The 26,743-nt window shown below is 71.8% G+C and carries 26 protein-coding genes; 15 read left to right on the top strand and 11 right to left on the bottom strand.

All coding sequences use genetic code 11. From position 1 onward, the window contains the following. Positions 1–36: 36 nt before the first annotated feature. From OV090_RS06970 to OV090_RS06960, 3 genes are all read left to right on the top strand, one after another. Entirely contained in the window at positions 37–918 is an 882-nt protein-coding gene (locus tag OV090_RS06970; protein WP_267702717.1) for a LysR family transcriptional regulator ArgP, read from the top strand. Positions 919–1,010: 92 nt separating this feature from the next. After that, positions 1,011–1,808 carry a hypothetical protein gene (locus OV090_RS06965; RefSeq protein WP_267702716.1) on the top strand — a complete coding sequence of 266 codons (798 nt, stop codon included), beginning with the start codon at positions 1,011–1,013 and terminating at the stop codon, positions 1,806–1,808. Positions 1,809–1,940: 132 nt separating this feature from the next. After that, complete coding sequence (locus tag OV090_RS06960; RefSeq protein WP_267702715.1) at positions 1,941–2,957, top strand: serine hydrolase domain-containing protein; 1,017 nt, start codon at positions 1,941–1,943, stop codon at positions 2,955–2,957. Between the two features lie 145 nt (positions 2,958–3,102). Here OV090_RS06960 and pepN read toward each other — a convergent pair whose 3' ends face one another. Continuing rightward, positions 3,103–5,748 carry an aminopeptidase N gene (gene pepN, locus OV090_RS06955; RefSeq protein ID WP_267702714.1) on the bottom strand — a complete coding sequence of 882 codons (2,646 nt, stop codon included), beginning with the start codon at positions 5,746–5,748 and terminating at the stop codon, positions 3,103–3,105. Positions 5,749–6,246: 498 nt separating this feature from the next. Here pepN and OV090_RS06950 point away from each other — a divergent pair, with 498 nt between their 5' ends. Genes OV090_RS06950 through OV090_RS06940 form a run of 3 tightly spaced genes read left to right on the top strand, consistent with a single transcriptional unit; the run spans position 6,247 to position 9,130 of the window. Beyond that, positions 6,247–6,537: an acyl carrier protein gene (locus tag OV090_RS06950; protein WP_267702713.1), complete on the top strand. Its 291-nt coding sequence runs from the start codon at positions 6,247–6,249 to the stop codon at positions 6,535–6,537. Then, entirely contained in the window at positions 6,534–7,481 is a 948-nt protein-coding gene (locus OV090_RS06945; protein WP_267702712.1) for a class I SAM-dependent methyltransferase, read from the top strand. The genes OV090_RS06950 and OV090_RS06945 overlap by 4 nt, the downstream gene beginning before the upstream one ends. Then, complete coding sequence (locus OV090_RS06940) at positions 7,478–9,130, top strand: AMP-binding protein (RefSeq protein WP_267702711.1); 1,653 nt, start codon at positions 7,478–7,480, stop codon at positions 9,128–9,130. Before OV090_RS06945 ends, OV090_RS06940 begins: the two co-directional genes overlap by 4 nt. Before the next feature lie 54 nt (positions 9,131–9,184). Here the strand turns inward: OV090_RS06940 and OV090_RS06935 are convergent, their stop codons facing one another. Further along, positions 9,185–10,033: an alpha/beta hydrolase gene (locus OV090_RS06935; protein WP_267702710.1), complete on the bottom strand. Its 849-nt coding sequence runs from the start codon at positions 10,031–10,033 to the stop codon at positions 9,185–9,187. Between the two features lie 921 nt (positions 10,034–10,954). Here OV090_RS06935 and OV090_RS06930 point away from each other — a divergent pair. Next, positions 10,955–11,851: a DUF2490 domain-containing protein gene (locus OV090_RS06930; RefSeq protein ID WP_267702709.1), complete on the top strand. Its 897-nt coding sequence runs from the start codon at positions 10,955–10,957 to the stop codon at positions 11,849–11,851. A 175-nt stretch (positions 11,852–12,026) separates the two neighbouring features. Next, positions 12,027–12,902: a DUF2490 domain-containing protein gene (locus OV090_RS06925; RefSeq protein WP_267702708.1), complete on the top strand. Its 876-nt coding sequence runs from the start codon at positions 12,027–12,029 to the stop codon at positions 12,900–12,902. 103 nt (positions 12,903–13,005) lie between these two features. Here the strand turns inward: OV090_RS06925 and OV090_RS06920 are convergent, their stop codons facing one another. Beyond that, a complete protein-coding gene (locus tag OV090_RS06920; RefSeq protein WP_267702707.1) occupies positions 13,006–14,007 on the bottom strand; it encodes an aldo/keto reductase in 1,002 nt (333 codons plus the stop codon). 58 nt (positions 14,008–14,065) lie between these two features. Between OV090_RS06920 and OV090_RS06915 the strand changes: the two genes are divergently transcribed. Both OV090_RS06915 and OV090_RS06910 read left to right on the top strand, forming a co-directional pair. Next, positions 14,066–14,977 carry a LysR family transcriptional regulator gene (locus OV090_RS06915; RefSeq protein ID WP_267702706.1) on the top strand — a complete coding sequence of 304 codons (912 nt, stop codon included), beginning with the start codon at positions 14,066–14,068 and terminating at the stop codon, positions 14,975–14,977. A 260-nt stretch (positions 14,978–15,237) separates the two neighbouring features. Then, entirely contained in the window at positions 15,238–16,527 is a 1,290-nt protein-coding gene (locus OV090_RS06910) for a hypothetical protein (RefSeq protein WP_267702705.1), read from the top strand. 170 nt (positions 16,528–16,697) lie between these two features. Here the strand turns inward: OV090_RS06910 and OV090_RS06905 are convergent, their stop codons facing one another. After that, positions 16,698–17,591: a hypothetical protein gene (locus tag OV090_RS06905; RefSeq protein WP_267702704.1), complete on the bottom strand. Its 894-nt coding sequence runs from the start codon at positions 17,589–17,591 to the stop codon at positions 16,698–16,700. A gap of 503 nt (positions 17,592–18,094) precedes the next feature. On the opposite strand from OV090_RS06905, the gene OV090_RS06900 reads away from it, so the two are divergent. From OV090_RS06900 to OV090_RS06880, 5 genes are all read left to right on the top strand, one after another. Beyond that, the gene (locus OV090_RS06900) at positions 18,095–19,261 is read left to right on the top strand and encodes a hypothetical protein (RefSeq protein ID WP_267702703.1); all 1,167 of its coding nucleotides are present in this window, start codon (positions 18,095–18,097) and stop codon (positions 19,259–19,261) included. 64 nt (positions 19,262–19,325) lie between these two features. Then, complete coding sequence (locus OV090_RS06895; protein WP_267702702.1) at positions 19,326–19,889, top strand: sigma-70 family RNA polymerase sigma factor; 564 nt, start codon at positions 19,326–19,328, stop codon at positions 19,887–19,889. After that, positions 19,882–20,784, top strand: coding sequence for a hypothetical protein (locus OV090_RS06890; RefSeq protein ID WP_267702701.1), 903 nt, complete (start codon positions 19,882–19,884; stop codon positions 20,782–20,784). Before OV090_RS06895 ends, OV090_RS06890 begins: the two co-directional genes overlap by 8 nt. Before the next feature lie 92 nt (positions 20,785–20,876). Continuing rightward, on the top strand, positions 20,877–21,644 hold the full coding sequence (locus OV090_RS06885) for a hypothetical protein (RefSeq protein ID WP_267702700.1): 768 nt from the start codon (positions 20,877–20,879) through the stop codon (positions 21,642–21,644). Between the two features lie 193 nt (positions 21,645–21,837). Next, complete coding sequence (locus OV090_RS06880) at positions 21,838–22,041, top strand: hypothetical protein (protein WP_267702699.1); 204 nt, start codon at positions 21,838–21,840, stop codon at positions 22,039–22,041. A gap of 91 nt (positions 22,042–22,132) precedes the next feature. Here OV090_RS06880 and OV090_RS06875 read toward each other — a convergent pair whose 3' ends face one another. From OV090_RS06875 to OV090_RS06845, 7 genes are all read right to left on the bottom strand, one after another. Then, positions 22,133–23,041 (bottom strand): hypothetical protein, encoded by a 909-nt coding sequence (locus tag OV090_RS06875; RefSeq protein WP_267702698.1) that lies wholly within the window; start codon positions 23,039–23,041, stop codon positions 22,133–22,135. A gap of 65 nt (positions 23,042–23,106) precedes the next feature. Then, positions 23,107–23,292 (bottom strand): hypothetical protein, encoded by a 186-nt coding sequence (locus tag OV090_RS06870; RefSeq protein WP_267702697.1) that lies wholly within the window; start codon positions 23,290–23,292, stop codon positions 23,107–23,109. Then, complete coding sequence (locus OV090_RS06865; RefSeq protein WP_267702696.1) at positions 23,270–23,572, bottom strand: hypothetical protein; 303 nt, start codon at positions 23,570–23,572, stop codon at positions 23,270–23,272. The genes OV090_RS06870 and OV090_RS06865 overlap by 23 nt, the downstream gene beginning before the upstream one ends. Next, entirely contained in the window at positions 23,554–23,877 is a 324-nt protein-coding gene (locus OV090_RS06860) for a hypothetical protein (protein ID WP_267702695.1), read from the bottom strand. Before OV090_RS06860 ends, OV090_RS06865 begins: the two co-directional genes overlap by 19 nt. Before the next feature lie 6 nt (positions 23,878–23,883). Then, positions 23,884–24,264, bottom strand: a complete 381-nt coding sequence (locus tag OV090_RS06855) for a hypothetical protein (protein WP_267702694.1) — start codon at positions 24,262–24,264, stop codon at positions 23,884–23,886. Positions 24,265–24,271: 7 nt separating this feature from the next. After that, positions 24,272–25,135, bottom strand: a complete 864-nt coding sequence (locus OV090_RS06850; protein ID WP_267702693.1) for a hypothetical protein — start codon at positions 25,133–25,135, stop codon at positions 24,272–24,274. A 400-nt stretch (positions 25,136–25,535) separates the two neighbouring features. Next, a complete protein-coding gene (locus OV090_RS06845) occupies positions 25,536–26,663 on the bottom strand; it encodes an NADPH:quinone oxidoreductase family protein (protein ID WP_267702692.1) in 1,128 nt (375 codons plus the stop codon). Between the last annotated feature and the right edge of the window lie 80 nt (positions 26,664–26,743).

Below are 26,743 nucleotides of genomic sequence, written 5' to 3'. Positions count from 1 at the left end.
GTTCATAATTTTTCAGTATCATTAGAATAGTTCACGATGGACATCGCCAGCGAGCTCCTCGTCACCCTTGCCACGGTCGTCGACGCCGGGACGTTCGACGCGGCCGCGCAGCGCCTTCGAGTCACGCCGTCTGCTGTCAGCCAGCGGATCAAGGCGCTGGAGCAGCAGCTCGGCCGCGTCGTCCTCGAGCGGACGAAGCCCGTCCGGCCCACCGCGTCCGGCGAGGTCCTGCTCCGCCTCGCACGCCAGATCGAGCGCCTCCAGGCCGATGCCTGCGCCGCGCTCGGGCTGGAGATCGGGGAGACGCCTTCGGTCGCGCTGGCGGTCAACGCGGACTCGCTCGCTACCTGGTTCCTGCCCGCTCTCGCCCCGCTCGCAGCGGAGGGCGTGCGCTTCGAGCTCTTCCGCGAGGATCAGGACCACACTGTCACGCTGTTGGAGGACGGGAGCGTGATGGCTGCCGTCACCTCGTCCGCGGATCCCGTGCCAGGGTGTGTGGTGAGCCGCCTCGGCGGCATGGAGTACGTGGCGATGGCCGCTCCCGCCTTTCGGGACCGCTGGTTCCCGCAGGGCTTCACAGCGGACGCGCTCGCCACGGCGCCGCTCGTCGATTTCGACCGGCGCGACAAGCTGCAGTCGCGCGTCCTCCGACGGCTCACGCGCCGTCCGCTCGACCCGCCGCGGCACTTCGTCCCCTCGTCGACGGATTTCGCCGAAGCTGCGGCGCTCGGCTTCGGCTGGGTGATGCTCCCGCCGTTGCAAGTCAAGGCGCACCTCGCCGCGGGCAGGCTCGTCCGCTTGCAGCCCGCGCAGTCCATCACGGTGCCGCTCTACTGGCAGCAGTGGCGGCTGGAGTCGCCGCTGCTCGCCCGGGTGGCCGCGGCCGTCGTCGCCGCGGCCGCGCGCTCGCTCGCCTAGTTTCGCGGCTTCGTGCATCCACCCGTTGGTGAGCCGTCGACGAGCCGCGGACGGCGGCGATGAACCGGTGGTATAAGGGGTTGTCCGCGCCCATGCCTGCCGCCATCGAAGCGATCGCGCGATACATCGATCACCTCGAAGATCGGGCGTGGATCGAGCAGCTCGTCGAGGGACACGGTGTGCCGCAGGTGCTTCGCGGCATCTCGGAGCTGGTCGTGGACGGGGCGCCCGGCCCGGCTCACAACGCCCTGACGCTCGCGCGTGACCTCGGCATGCGCGGCATCGTCGATCCGGACCTGACCTCGCGGGTGCGCGCCGAGATGCCCGCGCTGCTGTTCCCCTCGTTGCAGCGCGGCTTGCAAGCGACGGCGTACTCGGTCCGGGCCGGCGTCGTGTACACGATCGGCAAGCTCAGCTTCGACGATCAGGCGCAGCTCTTGCGGGACGCGTTCGAGCAGTTCTTGGACCGCGATCCGCTGCTGCTCCCGCGGATCTTCTTCGAACTCCACTGGCTGCTGCCGGGACCCGAGTGGTCCTACATCCGTCGCCTGACGGAGGCGCCGCACCGTCTGATCCGCTGGTCCGCGCTCGCGGCCATCGAGCCCTACCCCTGCGGGCCGGGGGATGACGCGTTGGCGCAGAAGCAGCAGACGTACGAGCGTCTGGCGACGGACCCCTTCGAGCCGCTCGCCGCGGAGAGTCGCCATCGCCTGGCTGCGCTGCTGCGAGGGACCGAAGCGGACGGCTCGCCGCAGCTCGTCAAGCCCGGTCTGACCTTCGAGGCCGTCGAGCTCCGCTTCACCAACCGCCTGCCGCCCGCCGCGGACTACACGATCGAGGAGCTCGATGCATTCGTCGTCTCGCTGATGCCGCGCTCGCGCGACGAATGAGGTCGCATACGTCTCGTACCGGAGGCCACCGTGCTGCACCTGACGCCCGGTCCCTGCTTCGCAGGTGAGCACGCCCGCACCGGCGCCGCTTGCGGGTGCAACCAAGGGGCAGGACCCTCGACACCGATGCCCATGCACCGCCGCGACCTGCTCCGCGTCATGCCCCTGCTCGCCTGCACCCCGGCGCTAGCGACGTCGTCGCGCGCCGCCGACCGGTTCGACGACGTGCTCGCCGGCTTCGACCACGACGAACATGCCGACCTGCGCGCCGTCAGCGTGCACCGCGGCGGGCGACGCGTCGCGCTGCGCACTTACAACGGCGCGCGTGCCGACGAGCTGCACGACGTGCGCTCCGCCGGCAAGAGCATCACCTCGCTGCTGGCCGGCGCGGCCTTCGATCGCGGCATGCTGCGCGATCTCGCCGATCCCGTGCAGCGCTACCTCCCGGCCTCGCGCGGCAGCGCCTTCGCCGATGTGCCGCTGCGCGATCTGCTCGACATGCGCAGCGGGGTCGACGCCTTCGACGAGGATCCCGCCTCGCCCGGCAGCGAGGATCGCATGGATGCCGCGCCCGATCCGGTGGCCTTCGCCTGGACGGTGCCGCGGGCCACGGCGCCGGGCCTGCACTACCGCTACAACTCGCTGGCCGCCTACGTGGCCGGCCTCGTCGTGCAGCAGGCCTGCGGACAGGACCTCGAAGCCTTCGCACGCGACACCCTGTTCGCACCGCTCGGCATCACGCGCTGGCAGTGGGCACGCGACGCGGCCGGAAACGTGAAGGGCCAGGGCAATCTCTCGCTCGCCGTGGACGACCTGCTGCGTATCGGCCGTCTGCTGCTGGACGGCGGCAAAAACGGCGACACGCGCGTGATCGGCCGCGAATGGATCGACCGCACGCTGCAACCCGCCTTCGCCATCGGCGACGCCGATCCCTTCGCCTCGCACTACGGCCTGTACTGGTACCACGCCACGCACGCAGCGCGCGGCGGGCCGGTGCGCGTGCTCTTTGCCTCGGGCAACGGCGGCAACAAGATCTACGTGGTGCCGGCGCTGGACTTGGCGATCGCCATCACGAGCCGCGCCTACGGGCGCGGCTACGGCCAGCGCCGCTCGCAGGCGATCCTGCAGGCCCTGCTCGCGGTGGCGTGACGCCGAGTGCGGCGGCCTTCTTCGCCACGCGTCTGGCGCGGGGCTCGAGGTCCGCGGCGACGTCGGCCAGCGTGATGCTCGCCCGGTGAGCTCTGGCGTCAGCCGTGACAGGCGTGGGTCGGCCTCCTCGCGGCCGACCCCGTGTTCACGCCGGCGCGAGGGCGCGGTCGACGATCTCGCGGACCGCCTTCGACAGGCCCGATTGACCCGCGATCCGCTCGAGCTGGGCGCGCATGCTCTGCTGGCGGGTGGGATCGAAGCGGCGCCAGGGGTTGAAGGCGGCGACCAGGCGGGCGGACAGCTGGGAGTTGTGGGGGTCGATGGCCAGCACCTTGTCGGCGACGAGGGCGTGGCCGCGGCCGTCCTTGCGGTGGAACTGATGCTGGTTGCGCGCGCCGAACACGCCGACGAGGGAGCGGGCGCGGTTGGGGTTGAGCAGGTTGAAGTCGGGGTGGTCGGCGAGGGCGGTGACGCGCTCGAGAGTGTCGGGGTGGCTCGAGGCGGCCTGCAGGGCGAACCATTTGTCGAGCACCAGCGGGTCCTTGTGCCAGCGGCGGTGGAACTCGGCCAGGGCCGCGTCGCGCTCGGGGCCGCCGTGGTCGATGAGGCAGGCGAGGGCTGCCTCGCTGTCGGTCATGTTGTCGGCGAGGTGGAACTGCGACACCGCGAGGGCGACGAGCTCGGGCTCGCCGAGAGTGACGAGGTAGGCGAGGGCGAGGTTGCGGAGCTTGCGGCGGTCGACCTCGGCGCGCTCGATGCGGTAGGTGCCCTGCGGCGCGCTGCTCTGATAAATGGCGAGCAGGGGCTCGCGCAGGGCGGCGGCGAGGGCCTTGACCGCGAACTCGCGGGCCTCGTGCAGCGCGTCGACGGCGACGACCGGCTGGTGCTGGCCGAGCAGCCGCTCGTTCGGCAGGGTCAGCGCCAGGGCCTTGAGCGAGCCGTCGAGGCCGGGGTCGGCGACGATCTTCGCGCAGGCGTCGACGAAGGCGCGGTCGAGCGCGAGCGGGCGGCGGGCCTCGACGTCGGCGGCGAGCCGCAGAAGCACGCGCCGGCCGAGCTCCTGGCCGGCGTCCCAGCGCGAGAAGGCGTCGGGGTCGGCGGCCATGAGGCGGGCCAGGTCGGCGTCGCTGCGCTCGACCTCGAGCTCGACCGGGGCCGAGAAGCCGCGCAGCAGCGAGGCCACCGGCGCGTCCGGGACGCCCTCGAAGCGGAAGCTCTGGCTGCGCTCGCGCAGCTCGAGCACGCGGGTGGCGTCGCCCGCGGCGGTCTCTCCGGACAGCTTGAGCGGGAGCGGGCCGCCCGGCCCGAGCAGGCCGACGGCGACCGGGATGTGCAAGAGCTCGGCGCTGGTGCGACCGCGCGGCGGGGCCTGCTCGAGCGTGAGGGTGTAGCTGCGGGTGTTCACGTCGTACTCGCCGCGGGCGCGCACGATCGGCGTGCCGACCTGGCTGTACCAGCGGCCGAACTGCTCGAGGTCGACGCCGTTGGCGTCGGCGAGCGCGGCGCGAAAGTCGTCGCAGGTGACGGCCTGGCCGTCGTGGCGCTCGAAGTAGAGGTCCATGCCGCGGCGGAAGCCGGCCTCGCCGAGCAGGGTCCGCATCATGCCGATGACCTCGGCGCCCTTCTCGTACACCGTGGTGGTGTAGAAGTTGTTCATCTCGATGTACGACTCGGGCCGGATCGGGTGGGCCATCGGGCCGCTGTCCTCGGCGAACTGATTGGTGCGCAGCGCCAGGACGTCGCCGATCCGCGCGACCGCGGGCGAGCCCATGTCGGCGCTGAACAGGCGGTCGCGGAAGACGGTGAGGCCCTCCTTGAGGGTGAGCTGGAACCAGTCGCGGCAGGTCACGCGGTTGCCGGTCCAGTTGTGGAAGTACTCGTGGGCGATGACCGACTCGATGCCGTCGTAGTCGTCGTCGGTGGCGGTGTCGGGGCGCGCCAGCACGTACTTGGCGTTGAACAGGTTGAGGCCCTTGTTCTCCATGGCCCCGAGGTTGAAGTCGTTGACCGCGACGATCATGTAGATGTCGAGGTCGTACTCGCGGCCGAACTTCTCCTCGTCCCAGCGCATCGACGCCTGCAGCGAGCGCAGGGCGTGGGCGCAGCGGTCGATGTTGTCGGGCTCGACCCAGATCTCGAGGCGGACGGTGCGGCCGGAGCGGGTGACGAACTCGCCGGGGAAGCAGCGCAGGTCGCCGGCCACGAGCGCGAACAGGTAGCTCGGCTTGGGGAAGGGGTCGTCCCAGCGGGCGAAGTGGCGGCCGCCGTCGAGGTCGCCGGTGGCGACGCGGTTGCCGTTGGCGAGCAGCACCGGATATTTGGCCTTGTCGGCCTCGACGACGGCGCTGTAGCGGGCCATGACGTCGGGGCGGTCGAGGAACCAGGTGATCCGGCGAAAGCCCTCGGCCTCGCACTGCGTGCAGAAGTTGCCGCTCGAGCGGTAGAGGCCCGACAGCTCGAGGTTGTCCTGCGGCCGGATCTCGACCACCGTCGCCAGAGTGAAGGCGGCCCTCGGGGCGGGGACCGTGAGGCTCGTCGGACTCACCACGTACTCGCCTTCGGCCAGCTCGCGGCCGTCGAGCGCGACCGACACGTGGCTCAGGTTCTCGCCGTCGAGCACCAGCGGCGCGGCCTCGGAGGCGCCGTCCAGGCGCCGCACGGTCAGCGTGGCGTGGACCCGCGTGACCTCCTCGCCGAGCTCGAACCGCAGGTCGACCCGGTCGATGGTGTAATCGGGGCGGCGGTAGTCCTTGCGGAAGATCGGCTGCGGCGCGGGCTTGGCCTCGGTCATGGTCCTGGTGTACCGAGCGCGCCCCCCTGCTTCAAGCCCGCCAGGGCCCGCGCACGGGCTTTACGGCGGTTTGCCGGGTCCAGCGGCGTGCGAGTCGGCGCACGCGGGCCCGCAGGGCCTCGCGCGGGGCGGGCGCCCGCGGCGAGGTCGTCCGCCTGGCGCGCCCGAGGGGGTTCCTGTGCGAGCGACGGATCGCGGCCGGTATCGACATTGGTGATTCGCGGCAAGATGCGCGAGTGTGCATATTGTGACGCGCATCCCTGCGCGCCGGACCGACACGGGTCGGTCCCAGGTCGGCGCCCGCGGACGTGGGCCCCCGCGGGCGCAGATCGGCCTCGGAAGGCCGCCTGGGCGGTTTCACGGGCGCTGCGGCGGATGCTCACGCGCGGCCGGCGATCCCGCGGCGGGGCGGCGTCGCTATCCCGGTCGCTTCAATGACATGAGGCGCCCTCGCGCGATAGACCCGCGAGGGCGGCCTGTCTTACCGGAGATAGTATCGTGGACGGAATCCTCGAAAGTGACCTGATCCTCGCCCGCGTGCGCGCGCTGATCGCCGAGAGCCTGCGCCAGCCGGCGTCCGCCATCCCGCTCGACGCCCGCGTCGACGGCAGCGAGCTCGGCATCGACTCCCTCGGGCTCATCAAGCTGATGGTGCGCATCGAGGAGACGTTCGACATCACGATGCCCGATCTCGCGGCGCCCGGCGCGGCCCCGTTCGGCTCGGTGCGCGAGGTGGCGGCGCTGGTGGCCCGCGAGGTGGCGGCGCGCCAGGCGGGAGGTGGCCAGTGACCGCCGCCGCCCACACCCGCGCCGAGCGCGAGGCCAACCTCCGCAGCGTCGCCGACCAGCGTGAACACGAGCGCGAGGCCGTCGCCGCCCACTATGAGCACAGCCCCGAGATCTTCTCGCTGGTGCTCGACAGCCGCCTGGCCTATGCGACAGGTGTGTACGAGCACGCGGGCGAGGACCTCGAGACCGCTCAGGCCCGCAAGTACGCCCGGATCGCCGCCAAGCTCGACATCCGGCCTGGCCAGCGCGTGCTCGACGTCGGCTGCGGCTGGGGCTCGAACCTGCTGTACCTGGCCCAGCACAGCGAGGGCGTGTTCCAGGGCATCACCCTCAGCGCGCAGCAGCGCGAGGAGGCGCTCCGCCGGGCCCGCGCGTGGGGCGTGGCCGATCGCGTGAAGATCGACGTGCGCCACGTCGAGGACTTGGACCTGAAGCCCGAGTCGTTCGACGCGGTGCTGTTCAGCGGCAGCATCGTCCACATGCACAACCGCCCGGCGGTGCACGAGATGGTGGGCGAGGTGCTGAAGCCCGGCGGGCGGGTGCTGATCTCCGACTGTTACTTCCCGGTCCAGCAGCGCGGCGATCGTGACAGCGCGGCCACCGAGTACATCTTCGTCGAGGCGCTCGGCTACTGCCGCCTGATCGGCCTGGCGGAGGAGCTGCAGCTGATGGAGCGCGCCGGCCTCGACATCCTCCACGTCGAGGACCTGACCCGCCACTACGCGCAGACTCTGGCCCACTGGATCGACAACGTGCGCAAGCACCGGAAGACGATCGACGCCATGGCCCCGGGCTTCGCCGCGGTGCTGCAGCAGTACATGACCGTGGCGCGCATGAGCTTCGCCCGCCGCACTGCGCTCGAGTACATGATCCTGGCGACCAAGGGCGCGCCGACGGTGGACCCCGGGGCGTGGCCGATCGCGCAGAAGGGCGGGCGGTCGTGAGCGCGCGGACGCTGGCAGGCCTGCTCGCGGCGCGCGCCGAGGGCCGCGCCGAGGCGGTCGCGCTGCGCTGCCGGGTGAGCGGCGACGAATGGCGCGAGTACACGTGGGCGGGCTACTGGGACGGGGCCCGCCGGGCCGCCGCGGGTCTGTGGGCCCGCGGGGTCCGCCCCGGCGATCACCTGCTGATGCTGGTGACCGACGTCGAATCGGCGGTGCTGACATTGTTCGGGGCGTGGTCGATCGGCGCGGTGCCGATCCAGGTCGGGCTGCCGTTTCGCCTCACCGACGTCGCCGGCTTCATCGCCCAGTTAGAGGACACTGCGGCCCGGCTCGACGCGCGCGCGCTGGTGCTGTCGGCGGCGCTGGCTCCGTTCGCGCCGACGGCGGCGGGGCTGCCGGTGCACGTGGCGGAGGAGCTGACCGCGAGCGCGCCATTCGACGGCCTGCCGCACCCCGACTCGTTCGCGGCCGACACTGCGCTGATTCAGCTGACCAGCGGCAGCACCGGCAAGCCGCGCGGGGTGGTGCTGACGCACGAGCGACTGCTGCGCCACCTGGCGTGCATGAGCCGGGTGCTGCCGAGCCACGAGGCGTCGGTGGCGGTGTCGTGGCTGCCGCTGCACCACGACATGGGGCTCATCGGCGGGCTGCTGTTCCCGTTTTATAACGGCTTTGTCGCCAACATGATGTCGCCGCTCGACTTCCGCGCGCGGCCGCTGGCGTGGCTCGAGGCGATGTCGCGCTTCAAGGCGACGATCTGCGCGGCGCCGCCGTCCGCCTACGCGATGCTGCTGCGGCTGGCGCCGAAGGCGATCGCGGCCGGCTACGACCTGTCGGCGTGGGAGTGCGCGATGATCGGGGCCGAGCCGATCGCGGCGCCGCTGCTGCGCCGCTTCGCCGACGCGTTCGCGCCGGTGAATTTCCGCGCGGAGGCGTTCTTCCCCGTGTACGGGCTGGCCGAGGCGACTGTGGCGGTGAGCTTCCCGCGCCTGTTGGCGCCGACGCGGGTGCTGCGGATCGATCGCGCGGCGCTCGAGCGCGACGGGTCGGTGACGCCGTCCGAGGAGCCGCACGCGCTCGAGCTGGTGGCGGTGGGGCGAGCGATCCCGGAGACCAAGCTGCGCATCGTCGACGTCGCCGGCGAGCTGTTGCCGGAGCGCCGGGTCGGCGAGATCCGCGTGTGCGCCTCGACGCTGATGCAGGGCTATTACAAGGACCCCGCGGCCACCGAGGAGGCGCTGGCGGAGGGCTGGCTGCGCACCGGCGACCTCGGCTTCGTCGACCGCGGCGAGCTGTTCATCACCGGTCGCTGCAAGGACATCATCATCCGCGGCGGGCTCAACCTCATCCCGTCGGTGATCGAGGACATCGCGGCCGAGGTCGAGGGCGTGCGCGCGGGCGGGGTGGCTGCCGTGGGCGTGCGCGAGCCGGAGCTCGAGACCGAGGTCGCCTACCTGGTCGTCGAGACACGTCTCGAAGGCCAGGAACAAAAGGACCTGCGGGCGCGCCTCGACGCAGCGTTGCAGCTGCGCGGCGTCACGGTCGATCGCATCGCCCTGGTGGCCCCGGGCGCGCTGCCGAAGACGACCAGCGGCAAGCTGCGGCGCGGCGAGATCGCGGCGGCGCTCGCCCGCGGCGAGACGCTGTAATTCGGCGGCGCGAGGCTCTCTCGGGGTAAAATCCGAGGACGAGAGCCTCGCGTCTCAGGTGAGGAAGTCGAGGACGCGCGCGCGCCATGGCTCGGGGGCCTCGATCGCCACCGTGTGACCGACGTCGGGCAGCACCTCGACGCGCGCAGGGCCGGGGAACGCCGCGGCGAGGACCTCGAGCTCGCTCGGCGAGGCCAGGCGATCGAGCTCGCCGGTCAGCAGCAGGACGGGGGCGCGCACTCGCGGCGCGAGTCGCAGCGGCGCCCACGGCGAGTCGGGCCCGTCGTCCAGAGTCTGGGCGAACAGGGCGGCGGTGTTTTCATACGAGTTGCGGCGCACGGTGGCCTTGACGAACGCGGCGAGCACCGACTCGTTGGCCTCGAGGTAACCCGGGCCGAGCGTGTCGGCCAGGCTGAGCCACGCCAGCGCCTCGAGGTCGCCGGTCTTGAGCGCCTCGCGCCAGGCGCGGAGGATCACCCGCCCGAGCGCGCCACGACCGGCGCCCACGCCCGACAGCACCAGCCGCCGCACCCGCGTGGGACGCTCCGCGGCGATGCCGAGCGCGATGCGGCCGCCGAACGAGAAGCCGCACAGGTCGACCGGTTCGGTCACGCCGAGCGCGTCGAGCAGGTGCTCGAAGTCGCCGACGTGGACCGGCGGCGACACGTCGCGCGTGGCGAGCCGCGTCTGGCCTTGCCCGCGCGCCTCGTACACGAGCACCGGCCGCTGCGCCGACAAAGGCCGGACGTGCGCGCCCCAACTCGCCAGGGTCTGGGTCATGCCGCCGACGATCACGAGCGGCGGCGCAGTCCCGTCGCTCGGCCCCGCGTGGCGATCGATCTGCACCTGGCCCACGGCTCCCGGACCGGCGACAGGGTCATGGATGGTGATCGGCTCGGGCACGCGAATCCCGAGGGTAGAGCCGCCTGGGCGCGGTTTCAAGGGGCCGAGGGTCCCACGATCGCGGCGCGACCCCGGCCGTCCGCGCCCGTCAGCAGCAGCGCTCGTGGACCGCGCGGAGGGTGAGGTGTCGATGCTCGTCTCGATCCGCGCAATGCAGTCCGCGGGCGGCAATGATGATGGATCAGGATGCGGCGGATGGTGGGTGTTCGGGCCGCGGAAATCGCGTGTCGCGCGGCGCAAGGGAATGCGCAGTCTCGGGCGCGCGTGCTCGCCGAAGTTCGTCGGGCGATTCCTGCGTTGGCAGGCGTCACGCGAATCATGAGACCGGCTCGCCGATCGAGGGGTGATGCGCGAGCGACCGTGGCATTCGGTGGTGCGTGCGGGCGGCAGATCTGCGCCGGTCGCCGGCGGACGCGTGTCCGAAGATTCGCGGCTCCGCGCGGAACGATTGTGTCATTCTCGCGACAAACCTGTATTGCTCGTCAGAATGGTGTTCCGCGCGAAAGTGGGCCGCCTGCGGGGGAAAATCACGATCCGCGTGGCGCGAACCCGACGACGGTTGTCACGCAGGTGTGACAATAAAGCCATCGTTCTGCAAACTCGGCCTGACACCTTCGCGGCGGCGCCGCAGCCCGCGAGACGGCGTCAGACGGCGGAATTCCCCGGCGTCGACGGGACTCAGCCCGATCTCGCACCGGCCCGCTCCGTGACGATCGTGACCTGAACGTAACAAGGCACCGCGCCGCCGGCCCTGGCCGAGCGGACCGCGCGCAGGCGCTCTTGCGAGCGCTGGGAGGCGATGGCCGGGCGGCCCGAAGCGACCGCCGGACCGGATCCTCGCCGCAGTGTCGCGCGACGTCACCCCTGTCGTCGCGCGATCGGGGCCTTGTTGTTGTCAGCACTGCACCCGCCGTGACTCCGATGATTCGCCGCCGCCGATTCGTGTCCTCGCGCTCGCTCCAAGTCGCTGCCGGCCTCGCCGCGGCCCTCGTCGGGGGGCCGGCCCGCGCGGCCGCTCCGCCCGAACCGGACCTCGAGATGTGGAGTCAGGTGCTCATCGACGCCAACCTCGACGCGCGGGCGAAGGGCCTGCGGCTGTCGCTCGACTTGCAGCTGCGGCGGATGAACGCGCCGCTGCAGTACATCAAGGACATGTCGGGGACGGTGACCGAGACGCGGCAGAATCCGAACACCGTGGCCATCGTGCGCCCGGCGATCGGGTACATGTGGGCCAAGTGGGGCGGGCTGTTCCTCGGCTACGCGTGGCAGCCGGACTTCTTCGACGACCGCGCGGTCGCCCGCGTCAAGAACGTCGACGAGCACCGCATCTACACGCAGTTCAATCTGCGCTGGCAACGGGAGGGCCGCTTCGACCTCGGCGGGCGCAGCCGGCTGGAGCACCGGATCCGCTCCCACGGGCCGGGCAGCGACGACATCGTCGACGGCGAGCCGCAGCACAAGGGGCTGTCCCGCTGGGCTCACCGGTTTCGCCAGCAGGTCCGCTTCGCGGTCAACTTCAAGAAGGACGCCCCGTGGCAGCTCATCGTCTGGGACGAGTTCTTCTTCCACCTCAACGAGACGGCCTTCACGACGGAGCGCGGGTTCGACCAGAACCGCGCGTTCGTCGGCATCGGCTACGACACCAAGCCGGTGCGCGTCGAGGTCGGCTACATCAATCAATACGTGCGCCGCTTCCACGACCCCGATCAGCTCAATCACGTGTTCGCCCTGAACTTCATCATCAAGCTCGGCCACGCCAAGCACGACAAGCACGCGCCCGCTCCGCCGGCGCCGGTCCAGCCGCCGCCGAATCACTGACGGCGGCCCGCTCGTAGCGCGGGCCGCCGCTCGCTCGTTCGTCGCGGCGGCTGCGCAGGATCTGGCGAGGCAGTGAATCATCGGTCTCGCACGGGGCACAGGCGCGATCGCGGGCGATGTCCCGGTCGTCGCGGCGGGGTCGGGCCTTGTTGGTCGGCCCCGTGCCGGTGCTGCCATGATTCGCCGCCCATCGCGCCTGCTCCCGCTCGTCGTCGGCCTGGCCGCGCTCTTCGCCGGCAGCACGGCGCGCGCGACGACGCCGTCCGAGCCGGACCTGGGGATCTGGAATCAGGTGATGCTCGACGTCAACCTCGACGCGAAGGCCAAGGGCCTGCGCCTCGTGCTCGACTTCCACCTGCGGCGGATGAACTCGCCGCTGCAATACATCCGGGACATGGCGGGGCAGGTCGTCGAGACGCGGCAGAACCCGAACACGTTCGTCGTGGTACGCCCGGCCATCGGCTATATGTGGGCCAAGTGGGGCGGGCTGTTCGTCGGTTACATCTGGCTGCCCGATTTCTTCGACGACCCGGAGTTCGCGCGCACCCGCAACGTCGACGAGCACCGGATCTACAGCCAGCTGACGCTGCGCTGGGCGGTGGAGGGCCGCTTCGACATCAACTGGCGCAACCGCGTGGAGCACCGGATCCGCACCCACGGCCTCGGCAGCGACGATGTCGTCGACGGGGTGCCGCAGACGATGGGGATGGGCCGCTGGGCCCATCGGTTCCGCCAGCAGCTCCGCGTGGCCATCAATTTCAAGAGAGACGCGCCGTGGCAGCTGCTGCTCTACGACGAGTTCTTCTTCCACCTGACCCGCACCGCCTATACCGAGCCCGGCTTCGATCAGAACCGGATCTTCGTCGGCCTCGCGTACGACGCCAAGCCGGTGCGCGTCGAGTTCGGGTACCTCAATCAGTACATCGTCCGGCCGCGCGATCCGGACAACAGCAATCACCTGTTCTCGCTGGCGTTCATCATCAAGCTGGCGCCGGGGCAGAAGGCCAAGCCGCCGGCCGCGAACCAGGCCGCGCCGGCGCCGAAGCTCTGACGGGCGCTCGACGGGCCCTGGGCGCGTCGAGCGTGGTCGAGCACATGTCCCGAGGGGCATGCCCTCATGGACATGTCCCATCGACCCGCGAGCGGCCGCTGGATTACCGCTCGCTGTCGAGGTGGGCCATCATCGGCGCGGGGTAGCGCTCGCCGGCCACTTCCGTCGCGGGCACTGCGGTCTCGAGCGCGGCGACCTCGGCCGGAGTCAGCTCGATCGCCAGGGCGGCGATGCTGTCGGCGATCTGCTGCGGCGTGCGCGAGCCGATCGTCGGGATCACAGTCACGCCCTGCGCGGCGCCCTTGGCCCGCGCCCAGGCGATGGCGAGCTGCGCGGGCGAGACGCTGCGGCCTTCGGCCAGGCGGTGCAGGGCTGCCACCAGGTGCTGGTTCTTGACCCCGTTGTCGCCGGAGAAGCGGGGCAGGTGGGCCCGCATGTCGTCGCTCGCCGGCTTGCTGCCGGTGAGCAGCCCGCGCGACAGCACCCCGTAGGCCGTCATCGCCATGCCGTGTGTGCGCAGCGCCGGGATGATCGTCGCCTCGGGGCCGCGGCTCGCCAGGCCGTACTCGATCTGCAGGTCGCACAGCGGGTGCACCGCGGCGGCGCGGGCGATCGTCTCGGCGCCCACCTCTGACAGGCTGATGTAGCGGATGTAGCCGGCCTTCACCATCTCGGCGAGCGCGCCGATCGTGTCCTCGATCGGCACGCGCGGGTCGAGGCGGGCCGGGCGGTAGATGTCGATATAATCGACGCCGAGGCGCGTCAGGCTGTAGGCCAGGGCGCTCTTGGTCGCGGCCGGGCTGGCGTCGACGCCGAGGAACGCGCCGTCGGGCCCGCGCAGGCCGCCGTACTTGACGCTGAGCAGCACGCGGTCGCGGCGGTCGGCGATCGCCTTGCCGACCAACAGCTCGTTCTTGCCCATGCCGTAGAAGTCGCCGGTGTCGAGCAGGTTGACGCCGCGCTCTGTGGCGGCGTGGATGGTGGCGATGCCCTCGGCGTCGTCGCGCAAGCCGTACCAGCTGCCGGCGCCGAGGCCCATGCAGCCGAGAGCGAGCGGGAAGACGGCGGGGCCGTGCGTACCGAGCTTCGTTGTCCGAGTCGTCATGGGCCCTAACATAGCCCCTGGCGCTTTATCCTCCCAGTGAATAGGATGAATGCGACACATGAACCACAGTTATGGGCGGGACCTCGACCTCAACCTGCTGCGCGTGTTCGCCGTCGTCGCGGAGGTCGGCAGCGTCACCGAGGCGGCCAAGCGGCTGTACCTGACGCAGCCGGCCGTCAGCGCGGCGCTGCGGCGGCTGACGACCGCCGTGGGCGCGCCGCTGTTCGTGCGCAGCGGTCGCGGGCTGGTGCTGACGAGCCGCGGCGAGCGCTTGCGGGCCGGCGTCCAGCCGCACCTGCAGCCGCTGATCGACGCGGCCCTCGCCGCTCCTTTGTTCGATCCGTCGACCAGCGAGCGCACCCTCCGGCTCGGCCTGTCCGACTCCACCGAGCTGTGGCTGCTGCCGCGACTGCTGCAGGTGCTCGCGGTCGAGGCCCCGCGCATGCGCGTGGTCGCGATCCCGGTCCAGTTCCGCACCGTGGGGGCCGCCCTGGCCGCGGGCCTCGACGCGGCGGTCACCGTGGCCGACGAGCTGCCGACGGCGATCCGGCGCGAGCGCCTGATCTCCGGCGGCTTCACCTGCCTGTTCGACCCGCGACACGTCCGCCTGCGCAAGCTGAGCGAGCGCGAGTACTTCGCCCGGGAGCACATCATCGTCTCGTACAACGGCGACCTGCGCGGCGTCGTCGAGGACTACCTCGGCAAGGCGCGGAACATCCGCTGCTCGGTGTCGTCGTTCGCCAACCTCGGCGCGCTGATCGACGGCACTGCGATGCTGGCGACGATCCCGGCGCTGGTGGCCGAGCAGATCCGCCTGGTCCGGCCGCACCTCCGCACCGCGCCGCTGCCGTTCGCCATGCCGCCCGGGACCATGGAGCTGCTATGGCCGGTCGCCACCGACGACGACCCACCGTGTCGCTTCGCCCGCGCGCACATCAAGCAGATCGCCCGAGCGGTGGCGGCGAAGTGAGGGGTTCCGGCCCGGCGCGCCGAGATGTCCGATGGGACAGGTGCAACCAGTCGCCGGCGCGGCCGGACCCGGCACGATGCAATGGTCGTGGCATTCCCGAGGGGGAACATCCTGTGCGTCGAGGCGGGCGAGTGAGCCAAGTCTTGCATCCCCGCGGCCCCGCGGGGAGGCGCTGCGCGGGCCCGTGCTAGCGTGCGCGCGCGGTGCCGTCGATCGTCGCGCACCGCCGCGACAACCCCCAAAATCCCCCCGCGAACACGATGACGAAAAAGGCGAATCCCACCACCTCCACGCCGGGAGCCGGCGACCCGCTCGGATCGAAGCACGCCAAGCTGCTCGAGTTTCTCGCCACGCGAGGGCAGGTCGAATTCGACGCCAAGCAGGTCAAGCGCGGCCAGCAGCTGCTGAAGCAGGCCCGCGCCGAGCTGCTCGGGCCGCTGCCGAAGGACGCGAAGGTGGCGATCTTCGACGGCTGGGTCCGGCACGTCACTCTGAGCACCCGCGAGGCGGCGGCGTTGTGGCCCGAGATCGCGGCCGCCCCGGCGCTGGCGCAGCTCGAGGAGATCGAGCTGCGCCTCGACGACGGGACGGAGGCGTGGATCGAGGTGGCGGCCCGCCAGCCGCTGCGAGTCACGCGATTTCACCTCAACGGCGACAACGTCGACCCGGACACCGGCGAGGTCCTCGACGAGAGCGAGAACTCGGGGCGCCTGGTGGCGGCCGCCAACGCGCTGGCCCACGCGACCGAGCTGGTGATCGAGCTCTACCTCGACGACACGTCGTCGCTGGCCGGGCTCGAGCTGCCGGAGCTGACCAGCCTGTGGGTCAAGGCGATGAACTGCGGCCTCGTCGAGCCCGACGCCGCGGTGATGGCGACGCTGAAGGAGGCCCGCCTGCCGCGGCTCGTCCGCCTCGGCTGGGAGAGCTACTTCTCGGTCGATCCGGCGGTCGTGATCGCCCTGCTGCCGCAGATCACCGAGCTCGGCTTCTTCGGCGCCAACCACCACGCGGTGCTCCCGGCGCTGGTGGCCGCGCGCCCGTCGCTGACTGCGATCGGGGTGCCCAGCCTGGACGGCGACGACCCCGACGCGCTCGACGACGACGCGCTGCGCAAGCTCGGGGAGGGCAAGCGCCTGTTCGGGCCCCGCACTCGCTACGTGGATGCCTTCAACGCGGGGTTCCGGATCTTGCACACGCTCGACCGCGCGGCCGACGGGGCGGCGCAGTTCGCCGCGCTGCGCGGGCGCAACAGCCAGGACGCGGATGTGCACTTCCAGTGCGGCACGGCGAGCGAGGACGACCACGAGGCCGTGGACGCGCTCTGCGAGGCGCTGCTGATCGACCCGGACCACGCGCCGACGCACAACAACCTCGGCAACGCGATGGTCCGCCTCGGCCGCTGGCGCCCGGCGATCTGGCACCTCAAGCGCTACCTCGAGGTCGAACCGACCTTCGCGTCCGCGTGGGAGAACATCGCCAAGTGCCACCGCGCGCTCGGTGAGGAGGAGGCGGCGCAGGCCGCCGAGGCGAACATCCCGAAAGAGGCGTGAGCCGCCGCGGCTGGGGCCTGCGTGGCGAGCGGGAGGGCGAGAAGGACATGTCCGCTCGGATATGTCCGATCTGACATATTTTTGGACCTGTCTGAAGGGGCAGACGAGACGTCGCGCGGGTGCGGCCCGGGGCATCCCGGGCCGCGAAGGCCTGACCGCGCCGACCGCTCTCACAGCCGCTGCAGGCCCCACGGCGGGGCGGCGTTGATCAGCCAGCCGGCGCGGCACTTCATGCGCACTTGGCGGAACTCGGCGCCGGCCTTGGTGGCCGTCCACGTGTATTCGCCGGGCGGGACCTGGACGAACAGGACGCCGCCGTCGTCGCTGGTCTCGGTCAGGCCGGGCTCGGGGATCACGCTCGAGTTGAAGTAGATCGGGCCGTTCTCGGCCGGCAGCGGCGGGTCGAGGGTGACGAGCACGGCGGCCTCGCCGTGGGCGCCCTCGTCGTAGATCGACTTGCCGACGCGCGTCACGGTCGTGACCATCTGGCAGTACTCGCTCTCGTTCGGGGTGACCATGACGATCGCGGCCAGGGCGTCGTAGATGGCGTGGGTGACCGCCTGGAAGGTGATGCGCTGCAGGCCCGCCTCGGGCACGACGTGGGTGCCGGTCTGGATCGGGTGATAGTCGGGGTGCGTCATCGTCAGAGTGACGTCTGCGCCGACCGGCAGGCCCTCGAACTTGAACTTGCCGTCGGCGCCGGTGACCACGGTGCGGTCGGGGAACTCGAGGATCGCAACCTCGGCGCCGGCGATCCGCCCGTTCGGGCTGGCGTCGAACGGGATCGCGTCGCCCTCGACGGTCGCCACGAGCAGGCCGCTGCAGTCGGCCTTGCACTTGCCGCCCACGCCGTTGTCCGGGCCGTCGTCGCAGACCTCGCCGCCCGCGACCTCACCGTCGCCGCACACCGCCTCGCCGGTCTCGCTCTGGGTGGTGGCCTGGGTGTCGCCGTCGCTGCCGGTCGAGCCGGCGTCGCCGCAGGCCAAGAGGCCGCACAGGACGAGGGCGCCGAGGCGGCGGAGTAGGAGGCCGGGGAGGGAGGAGCGGGCGAGGCGCGGACGCATGGGCGCGAGCATCCGCCAGGTGCTGCGAGAGATGCAACCGCGGCGCGGCCGAGGTTTTCGCAGATACGCACGAGCGGCGAGGCAGGGGGCACCGATGAAGCGTGGAGCGGCGGGCTCGCAGCCCGACAGCGGGGTGCATCGCGGTCGGGGGCATCCGGCGATCTTGCGAGTCGCGGGAATGACACGTGTAGCGATCGGCGAGCGATGCTTCGCTGCGTAGGTCGTGATCTTGCGGGTGAGGGTTGGTATCAGGAATGGATCTGGCGAATCTGCAGATGCGTAATCTTTCGTGTCTCGCTGTATGGATAGTGTGGAGGAGGCCTGGCGATGGACGCGACATTCGCTCGCGTCTGCATGGATGGCATGGAAGACTCGCATCGCTCCGCGTGCAGCGGGCGGCTGCATGTCCGCGCCGACACGGCATTGTCGACAGCGCGGGCGCGAATTGCCGCGTGCGCTTCGGGGTTGGGTTCGCGACCGAGGCCGGCTAGGCTGCGCCGCCGATGCTCGCGCTCACCACGTGCGCCGCGCTGCTCCTCGGGCCTGGGCCCGGGCAGGGCCCGGTGATGCCGGAGGTCCGCTGGGAGGCGCCGCCCGGCTGCCCCGACGAGGCCTCGGTGAAGGCGCAGATCGCCGCGCTGCTGGCGCGGGCGCCGGCGCGGACCGGCCAGGCCCCGCAGGTGAACCTGCGCGTCGAGGCGCTGCCGGGCGGGCGCTGGCGGCTGGACGCGACCATCACCAGCCGCGAAGGGCAGGGCCGCCGCAGCCTCGAGGGCGACCGTTGCGAGGCGCTGGCCGAGGCTGCCGCGCTGCTGACCGCCATCGCGGCGGCGCCGGAGCTGCAGCAAGCTGCCGGCCCCCTTCCAGAGGAGGCGCCCGGGAGCTCGGTCCAGGAGGCGCCGGGAGGGCCGGCTGCGAATCAGGCAGCCCCGGGAGGGCCGGCGAGTCAGGATGCACCGAAAGGGCCGGCCGCGGGTGCGGAGGTGCCGGGGAGCCAGGCCGCGGTTCCGGAGCCGGCGCCCGGCAGCCCGGCAGAGGCTCCGGAGACCGGTTGGCCGCCCGGCGCCGAGGGCGAACTCGAGCCCGAACTGCCAGGCGCCGGCACCGGACGGGAGACTCGATCGGGGGCACCGGCCCCCATTCGCCCGCGCAACCCGCCGAAGGCCACCCTGGGCCTGGGCGCGGGCATCGGCGCGGGCGCGCTGCCGGGGGTCTCGGCGCTGCTGCGGGCCGCGGTCGGCTTGCGTGGCCGGCACTGGTCGGTGGCGTTGACGCAGAGCTTCTGGCTGCCGCGCGACCTGCCCGCGGCCGGGGATCCGGACGTGGGCGGGCGGATGTGGCTGGCGGCCACCGGCGTGCAGGGCTGCGGGATCGTCGGCAAGGGCCGGGTCGAGGCGCCGCTGTGCGCCGGCGTCGCGGCGGGGGTCCTGCGCGGGCGCGGGATCGGCGACCTCGCGGCCTCGTACCGGGCCACCTCGGCGTGGGCGGCCGCGACCGTGGGGCCGAGCCTGCACGTGCGGGTGGCCCCCAGGGTGGCGCTGACCCTCGGCGCCGAGCTGCTGGTGATGCTGACCCGCGTGCGCTTCGAGGTCGCCCAGGCCGGCGAGGTCTGCTGCAGCGCGCCCGTGGGCGCCACCGGGACCCTCGGCGTCGAGGTGCGGTTGCCGTGAGCGGCGGCCCAACGATTCTCGCCGGACCCGGACATGAACGCCGGCGCGCATGATCGCCGCCGCCATGCCAGGCCCGCTCGCCGATGAACCGTCCGCCCAGGCGTCGGCCGCCGATCGCGAATTCGAGGCGGTCTACCGCGAGCACGTCGGCTTCGTGTGGCGCAACCTGCGGCGCCTGGGCGTGCCCGAGCCGGAGATCGAGGACGCGGCCCACGAGGTGTTTCTAGTCGTGCTGCGGCGCCTGCCGGAGTTCGACGGCAGCGCGGCGATCACGACCTGGCTCTACGCCATCACGCGCGGGATCGCCAGCAACCGCCGGCGCGGCGATCAGCGGCGACAGCGGCGGCACGCCGAGGTGCCCGAGCCCGGGCCGGCGGAGGGGCCGGCGGAGTGGCTCGAGCGCTCGCAGGCCGCCGCGACCGTGGCGCAATTCCTGGCCACGCTGACCCCCGAGCAGCGGGTGGTCTTCGAACTGTTCGAGATCGAGGGCCTGCGCGCGCACGAGGTGAGCGCGGCCCTCGATCTCAATGTCAACACCGTGTACACGCGGCTGCGCGCGGCGAGGTCGCGGTTCGCCGCGTTCGTCGCGGCCTTGCACGGCGGCGCGACGGGAGGTCCCCATGGCTGACGAACTCGATCCGCGCGCACGCGCCTTGCTGGCCGCTTACCGTCGTGACGCCGGGCCGTCGTCCGCCGCCACCGAGCGCCTGCTGGCGTCGGTGCGGCGCAGCGCGGCCGCGGCCGAGGAGGCGCGGGTCGTGCCGTTGCGGCCGCGCAGCAGCTCGCGTCAGTGGCTCGGCGTGGCGGTGGTCGGCCTGGTCGCGGCTGCGCTGGCGCTCGCCTTCAAGCTGTCGCCGCGGCGCCTCGACGCCGACGCCGACGCGGCCCGCTCGGCGGCCGCGCTGCAGTCGGCCGACGAGGCCGCGAGCACCTCGGTGACGTCGCGGGTGCGGCAGGGCGGCGGGTCGGCCACGATCGATGTCGTGCCGGAGCAGGCCGCGGACACCGAGCCGCCGCTGCAGCGACCGGGCGCGAACGACGAAGCCGACGGCGCGACGGCGTCCAGCGACGCGAATCGCGGCGCTGCGATGATTTCGACCCCGGCGAAGCCGCAAGGTCGCGGCCCCGGCGCGGCCACGGCTCGCGGTTCCGCCGGCACGCCCGCCGCGGCGAATGGTGCCAGCGTGGACAAGGCGGGCGCCGCTGCGACGAATGCGGACACCCCGGGTCCGACGAACGCCACGGGCGGCGGCGGCGACGCGCTGGCAGAGGAGCTGGCGATCGTGCGGGCGGTCAACGATTCGCTCGCGGGCGGGAGCGCCGAGCAGGCGCTGGCGCGGCTCGACGACTACCACCGGCGCTTCCCGGCAGGGGCGCTGCGCGAGGAGGCGGCCGCGCTGCGGGCGGTGGCGCTGTGCGCCGCGGGTCGGGCCGACGGCGCGAGCGCGGCGGAGGCGTTCTTGCGCGCGCACCCCGGCTCGCTCTCGGCCGAGCGGGTGCGCCGGTCCTGCGGCGTGCGCTGAGATCCCATGTCCGGGCGGACATGTCGATTTTTCTCGCGACGGGGCCAACGAAAGCGCGGGGGTATGGACATTCACCGGGCACAGAGGCAAACATGGCATTCAACTTTTTGAGCATCCTCCCCCTCGCCGCGCTGACGCTCGGCGGTTGCACCCTCAACGCCAAGCTCCTCGGCGAGCCGAACTACGACTCGTCGACCGACTCCGACTCGGACGGCTCGAACGAGGACACCGCCGACGCGACGTCGAGCAGCTCGAGCGCGGGCTCCGACGGGAGCAGCTCCAGCACCACGAGCGCGGGCTCCGAGGGGACGAGCTCCACTTCGACGACCGGCCCGGAGGCGACGTCGAGCAGCTCGAGCGCGGGCTCCGAGGGGACGAGCTCCACCTCGACGACCGGCCCGGAGGCGACGTCGAGCAGCTCGAGCGCGGGATCCGACACCGACCAGACCAGCACCTCCACCACCTCGACATCCGGTCCGGAGGAGACGTCGAGCAGCTCGAGCTGGGGCTCCGACACCCAGCAGACCGGCACCTCGAGCTCGAGCGGGGTCGAGACCGGCGGCGGCCAGCTGTGCGAAGATCCCCCGCTGGACGCGCCCGGCATCGACCGGTCGTGCCAGTTCGACCAGGACTGCCTCGTGGTGTTCCACCAGAGCGATTGCTGCGGCTCGGTCGACGCGTACAGCGTCAACACGCAATCCATCGAGGCGTGGCAATCCGCCGCCGCCCCGTGCACGTTCGAGCCGTTCTGCGACTGCGCGCCGGAGGCGACCGACGCCGAGGACGGCGAGTCGACCGCCGACAAGGACGAGATCGTCGCGGTGTGCATCGACAACGTGTGCCGCAGCGCCGTCCCGTAGCGCCCCGCCGATGCGGGCAGGCGTCGCCGCCGCTTGCGAGGTCGAGCACAATGCCCCCACGATCGCCGCGCGGTCGGTGTGTATACGCATCCGCCGCATTTGCGCGCTGGCCGGTGACGGTTAAGCTCGTCGGCGAGAAAGGGCATTCATGCAACATCGAATTCGAGTCCTCGCATCGCTCCTGGGGATCGCCATGATGACGGCGACCGTGGCCACCGCCCAGGCGGCCGAGAAGGGCAAGACCGAGAAGATCGCCCAGCCGGAGCCCGATGCGCCGGCGGCTCCGCCGGCCCCGGAGCCGAAGCCGGAGCCGAAGCCGGAGCCCAAGCCGCCCAAGCCGAAGGGCCCGAACCCGTCGCCGAGCCCGACGCCGCCGCCGTCGCCGACCCCGCCCTGAGGCTGCAGGCGCGATTCGTGGTGAATGAGATACGCGAATCACCGGTGCCCCGCACCGGTGATTCGCGTATCGGCGCGCTCACCTGAATTCGTCAGTCGACGCCCTCGTGGCGGCGTCGCCCGGCGCGCGGGCCCTGCTGGTAGCGATGCACGCCGACCAGGGCGCCGCCGACGGCCGCGCCGAGGCCCAGGAGCATCGCCAGCGACAGCCCCAGCAGCGCCTTGCCGGTGCCCTCGGCGGCCTCCAAGGCGCCGGTGCGGACGGTGTCGGTGAACTCGTGCTTGCGGGTCTCGTAGCCGCGCTCGATCTGCCCCGCGATGTCGGCGGCCTCGGCCGGCGAGAGCGCGGTGTTCTCGGCCAGGGCGTTCACGGCGAGCTGCCGGTCGAAGCGACCCTGGCGGACCGAGGTGCGCAGGGCCTTCTTCGCGGCCGCCATCAGCTGCTCGCCGGTGAGGGCCGGCTTGCCCTCGGTCTGCAGGCGACGATTCACCGGGGCCAGCAGATCGTCGGTCGACAGGCCCAGCGATTCGGGCGTGAGCTCGGCGCCCGCGCCGGCGCCCACGGCCGCGACCGCGCCGCCGGCGGTAGCCGAGGCCACGCTGGCGCCTGCCGAGACCGCTCCGCCGATCACCGCGGTGAGCGCCATCCACAACAGAGTGATCGACACCACCGTCGCCAACGCCCACAGGACTGCGCCGTGGATGACGCCGCCGACGCGCCCCTGCGGCTGGGCCAGTTTGCCCACGGCGAGGCCGCCGACGAAGAGGGCGAGGATCGGGGCGACGAGGGCCCAGACCCCCGCGCCGATGCCGACGCTGCGCAGCGAGCCAGGGTCGTGCGGCTGGATGGCGGTGAGGCCGATTCCCATGCCGAGCAGGTGGAGGAGGAGCCACGCTCCGACGGCGATGAGGGTGCCCGCGAAGATCGAGCCCCAACAGACGTCGGCGCGCGGGAGGGTGGGCATCGGACCCACTGCGGTGACGGAATCGTCTTGTGTCATGCGCATTGGCATGCCACCAGTCGACGACTACGGCACGCGCAAATATGCACAGCGACCGCGGCGATTCAGAGCGAGCGCAGCAATATCACCACCACGAGCGCGACCAGAGCGAGCAGGAGCATCGCGGCGGTGAGCCGCAGCGGGCGGCGGTACGCCGAACGCGGCGCGCCGCGCCACCACCGGAAGAACACTGGGTCGTCCGGTCGAGGCGCGAGCGGGTCGTGCGGGTCAGGGGTCGCCGAAGTTGCCATCGCTGGCTCCGGCGATGATGGGCGGGGGATCCTCGCTCGGCGGCCGGTCGGGCGGCGGATCGATGCGCGGCGGCTCGCTCGGCGGCGGATCGATCTCGGGCGGGCTCGGCGGGGTCGGGTCCTCGCGCGGCGGCGAGGTCGGCCGCGGATCCTGCTGCGGCGGCGGAGTAGGGTCCTCGCGTGGACCTCGCGGATCGGGCGGGTTCTGGCCCGGATCCGCGGGGTCGATGGTGTCGGGTCCGGGGGCGCCGGGGCCCGAGCTCACAGTCCGAACGTGCATTGCAACCCCGCTCCCACGGTGCACGCGCCGAACTCGCCGCACGCGTCCGAGGCGCACGATTCGAGGTCGTCCAGCGTCTCCCGCTGTTCGTCGGCCATGCAGTTGCCGATCTTGTCCTTGCAGTCGTTGACGCACTCGTCGACCGAGACGTCTTCGTCACACTCGCGCGCCTTGTCGCAGTACGACTTGCAGCTGGCGCTGATCTCGAGGTTGGTGGCGCCGCTGCTGTCGTCGCCGCAGGCCGCCAAGCCGGCGCCGAACACGAAAGCGAACGCGAGGAAGGAGCGATGAAGGACGTTGATCATGGTGTTTTACGTGACTCCTGCCAAATGTATAGGCGGGTCGCCCGGTTGTGCAAGCTCTGCCGCTCGCTCGCGGTACCATTCAGCGTACTCGGTATTGTGGATCATGCGACGGCCGAGGTCCGGCGCGCCGTCGGTCCACCACACCGGGCCGCGCTCGCCGAGGCCGACCTTGGCGGCGTGCACCCGGGCCCGGGCGGCGCGCAGGCCGGCGGCGTCGCCCTCGGCCTGGGCGCGGCGGACGTCGCGGCGCGCAGTCATCAATGACTGCACAAGCGCGGCGCGGACGTCGTCGGCCAAAAAAGGATTCGCCGCGCGCCACAACCGGCCGCGGACGACGATGTATCGTCCGTCGGGGGTGTGCAGCGGCGGCGAAGCGCGGCGCGCCATGGCGGCCTCAGTTGCGGCGCTGGTCGTCGTCGGCGATCTCGCGCACGCGCGCGTCGTCGATGAACACGACCTTGCCGAGGTCGTTCGCCATCTCCTTGGGCAGCTCCCACGCCTCGATCGCGTTGGCAGGGACCTCTTCGAGCTCGCCCGAGACGGTGACGTAGTCGCCGGCGACGACGTCCTTCGGCATCTCCTTCGGGACCACGAACAGCTTCTCGCCGGTGCTCGGCCCGATCCACATGCCCTTGCCGACGATCGTCTGGACCTTCTCACGGTTCAGGTCGACGTTCTTGCCGTGCAGCGACTTCTGGTCGGTGACTGCGAGGATCTCGGTGACGGTCTCGACATCGCCCTTCATCACCTCGGCGGCGGCCTTGGCCTGCTCCGGGGAGATCTTGCGGACGGCCTCGGCGATCAGCACGGGGCGCTCCTTGAGCTTGATCTCGATCTCCGGGCTCAGGTCCCAGCCGAGGTCGCGCTCGACGTCGGCGACCACGAAGCGGCGCACGGTGCCGGTGACGATCAGCTCGTCGTCCTTGGCGTAGGACGTGTGCGAGGCGGCGTCCATCGGCTTCTTCATCAGCACGGTGATGTCGTCATCGAACGCCCAGCCGGTGCCCTCGAGGCGGAACGCCTGGTCGCTGTAGACCTCGTCGATCTCGCCCGTGACGCGGACCTTCTTGTCGTAGTACCAGGCCGGGTGCTCCTTCACCTGGTCGACGTCGGTGGTCGGCAGAGGCATGGGCGCGCGCTCGGCCTGCTGGGCCGGGCGATCGGCCGTCCGCTCGCGCTCGCTGTTGCAGGCGCCGGTGGCGACCACGGTGAACAGCGCCGCAATGGCCCACGCTTGGGCATGAATGTCTCGTCGCATGAGTATCTCCCTTTGTCTCTCGGGTGATGCGTTTTCGAGTTGTTGCCCGCCCGGCGGCTCGCCAGGGCAAGCGGCGCTGAGGGCATGCACCGCATCGCCGGAAGTGCAAGCTCATCGATTCATATTTGCCGGGACGAGCTCGGTCGCCGCCGCGCGCCAACGCGCAAGACCTCGCTACGAGGCTCCGGGGCGCGTTCTGGCGGCGACGGCGCCAATGCGATGAGGCCGGTGAGGCCCCTGCATTCGCACCGATGATTCCCATCCACGCTAGCAGCGGGGGCCCCCCGCGCAAGCCGCGAGATAGGGCAGCTTCGCCGCCAATGCGGCGGTTGTGGGCTGTTATGGTCGAGGCCGCCGGGCGGGCGTAGATACGCCGAGCTCGCCGCGGACCTTGCGCGCGTCAGGGCCGCAGGACGCAGCCGCCGACGAACTCGCCGCGCCACTTGGCCAGCATGGCCTCTTTGTAGGCGGTCAGCGGGAACTCGCGCGAGACGTGGGGACGGAGCCGGCCCTCCTCGACCCATTGGAAGATCGCGGCCAGCCGCGGCGCGCGGATCGTCGGGTCGTGCAGGGTCGACAGCACCGTCGGACAGCCGCGCACGGTGAGGCCCTTCATCATGATCAGATTGGTCGGCAGCATGTTGGCGTTCGGGGCGCCGCGTTGGCCCTTGCCGCGGGCGACCGCCGGGGTGGCGGCCCAGCCGACGATCAGGAAGCGCGCGCCGAACTTCACGCAGCGCAGGCTCTCGAGCGAGATGTCGCCGCCGACCCCGTCGTGCACGACGTCGACGCCGTGGCCGCGGGTGAGCGCCTTGACCTCGTCGCGGAAGCGACGCACGCCGGGGCTGCCGTCCAGGTTCTTGCAATTGATCACGTAGTCGGCGCCCTGGGCCCGCACCTCGGCCAGCTTGTCGTCGGAGCGGCCGGTGGCGATCACGGTGGCGCCGAGCAGCTTGGCGACGTGGACGGCGGCCAGGCCGGTCGAGCCGGAGGCGCCGTGGATCAGCACGGTCTCGCCGGGCTGCACCTGGCCGCAGGTGACGAGGCAGTGGTAGGCGGTCTCGTAATTGCCGAGCAGGTTGCAGCCCTGATCGAAGTCGAGGCCGGCGGGCAGGCGGCGCACTGCCGCGGCGGGCGCGACGGCGTAATCGGCGAAGCCGCCGTAGGTCTGATAGGCGCCGACCGAGCGCGGCCCAGTGAGCAGGCCGTCGACCAGCACCGGATCGCCGACTTGCAATTGCTCGGGGTCGACGCCGGGGCCGAGCCACGCGACCTCGCCGGCGTACTCGAGCCCGGGCGTGTAGGGCAGGGGCGGCGCGTGTTGATATTGGCCGCTCGTCATCAGCAAATCGACCCAGCCGACCGCGGCGCTGCGGATCCGCACGATCACGTCGGTCTCCGCGAGCAGGCGCGGGTCCGGCGGTTCGACTGGCTCCAAGGACATGTAATGCTCGATCGCCTCGGCCGGATCCTCGGCGAGCTCTTTGACGACGACGCGGTGTCCGGGGGGCAGGTTCAGTGCGGTCATGCGAGCGCGCGAGCGTACCGGCCGCGGCGCTCGCGGTCAAAGACGGCCGCCACGGGGCTCGGCGGGGCCGCAGACGGCGA

Origin of the sequence: Nannocystis sp. RBIL2, assembly GCF_026626745.1 — a bacterium.
Classification (GTDB): Bacteria; Myxococcota_A; Polyangia; order Nannocystales; family Nannocystaceae; genus Nannocystis.
This window is presented reverse-complemented; position numbering and strand designations above follow the sequence as displayed.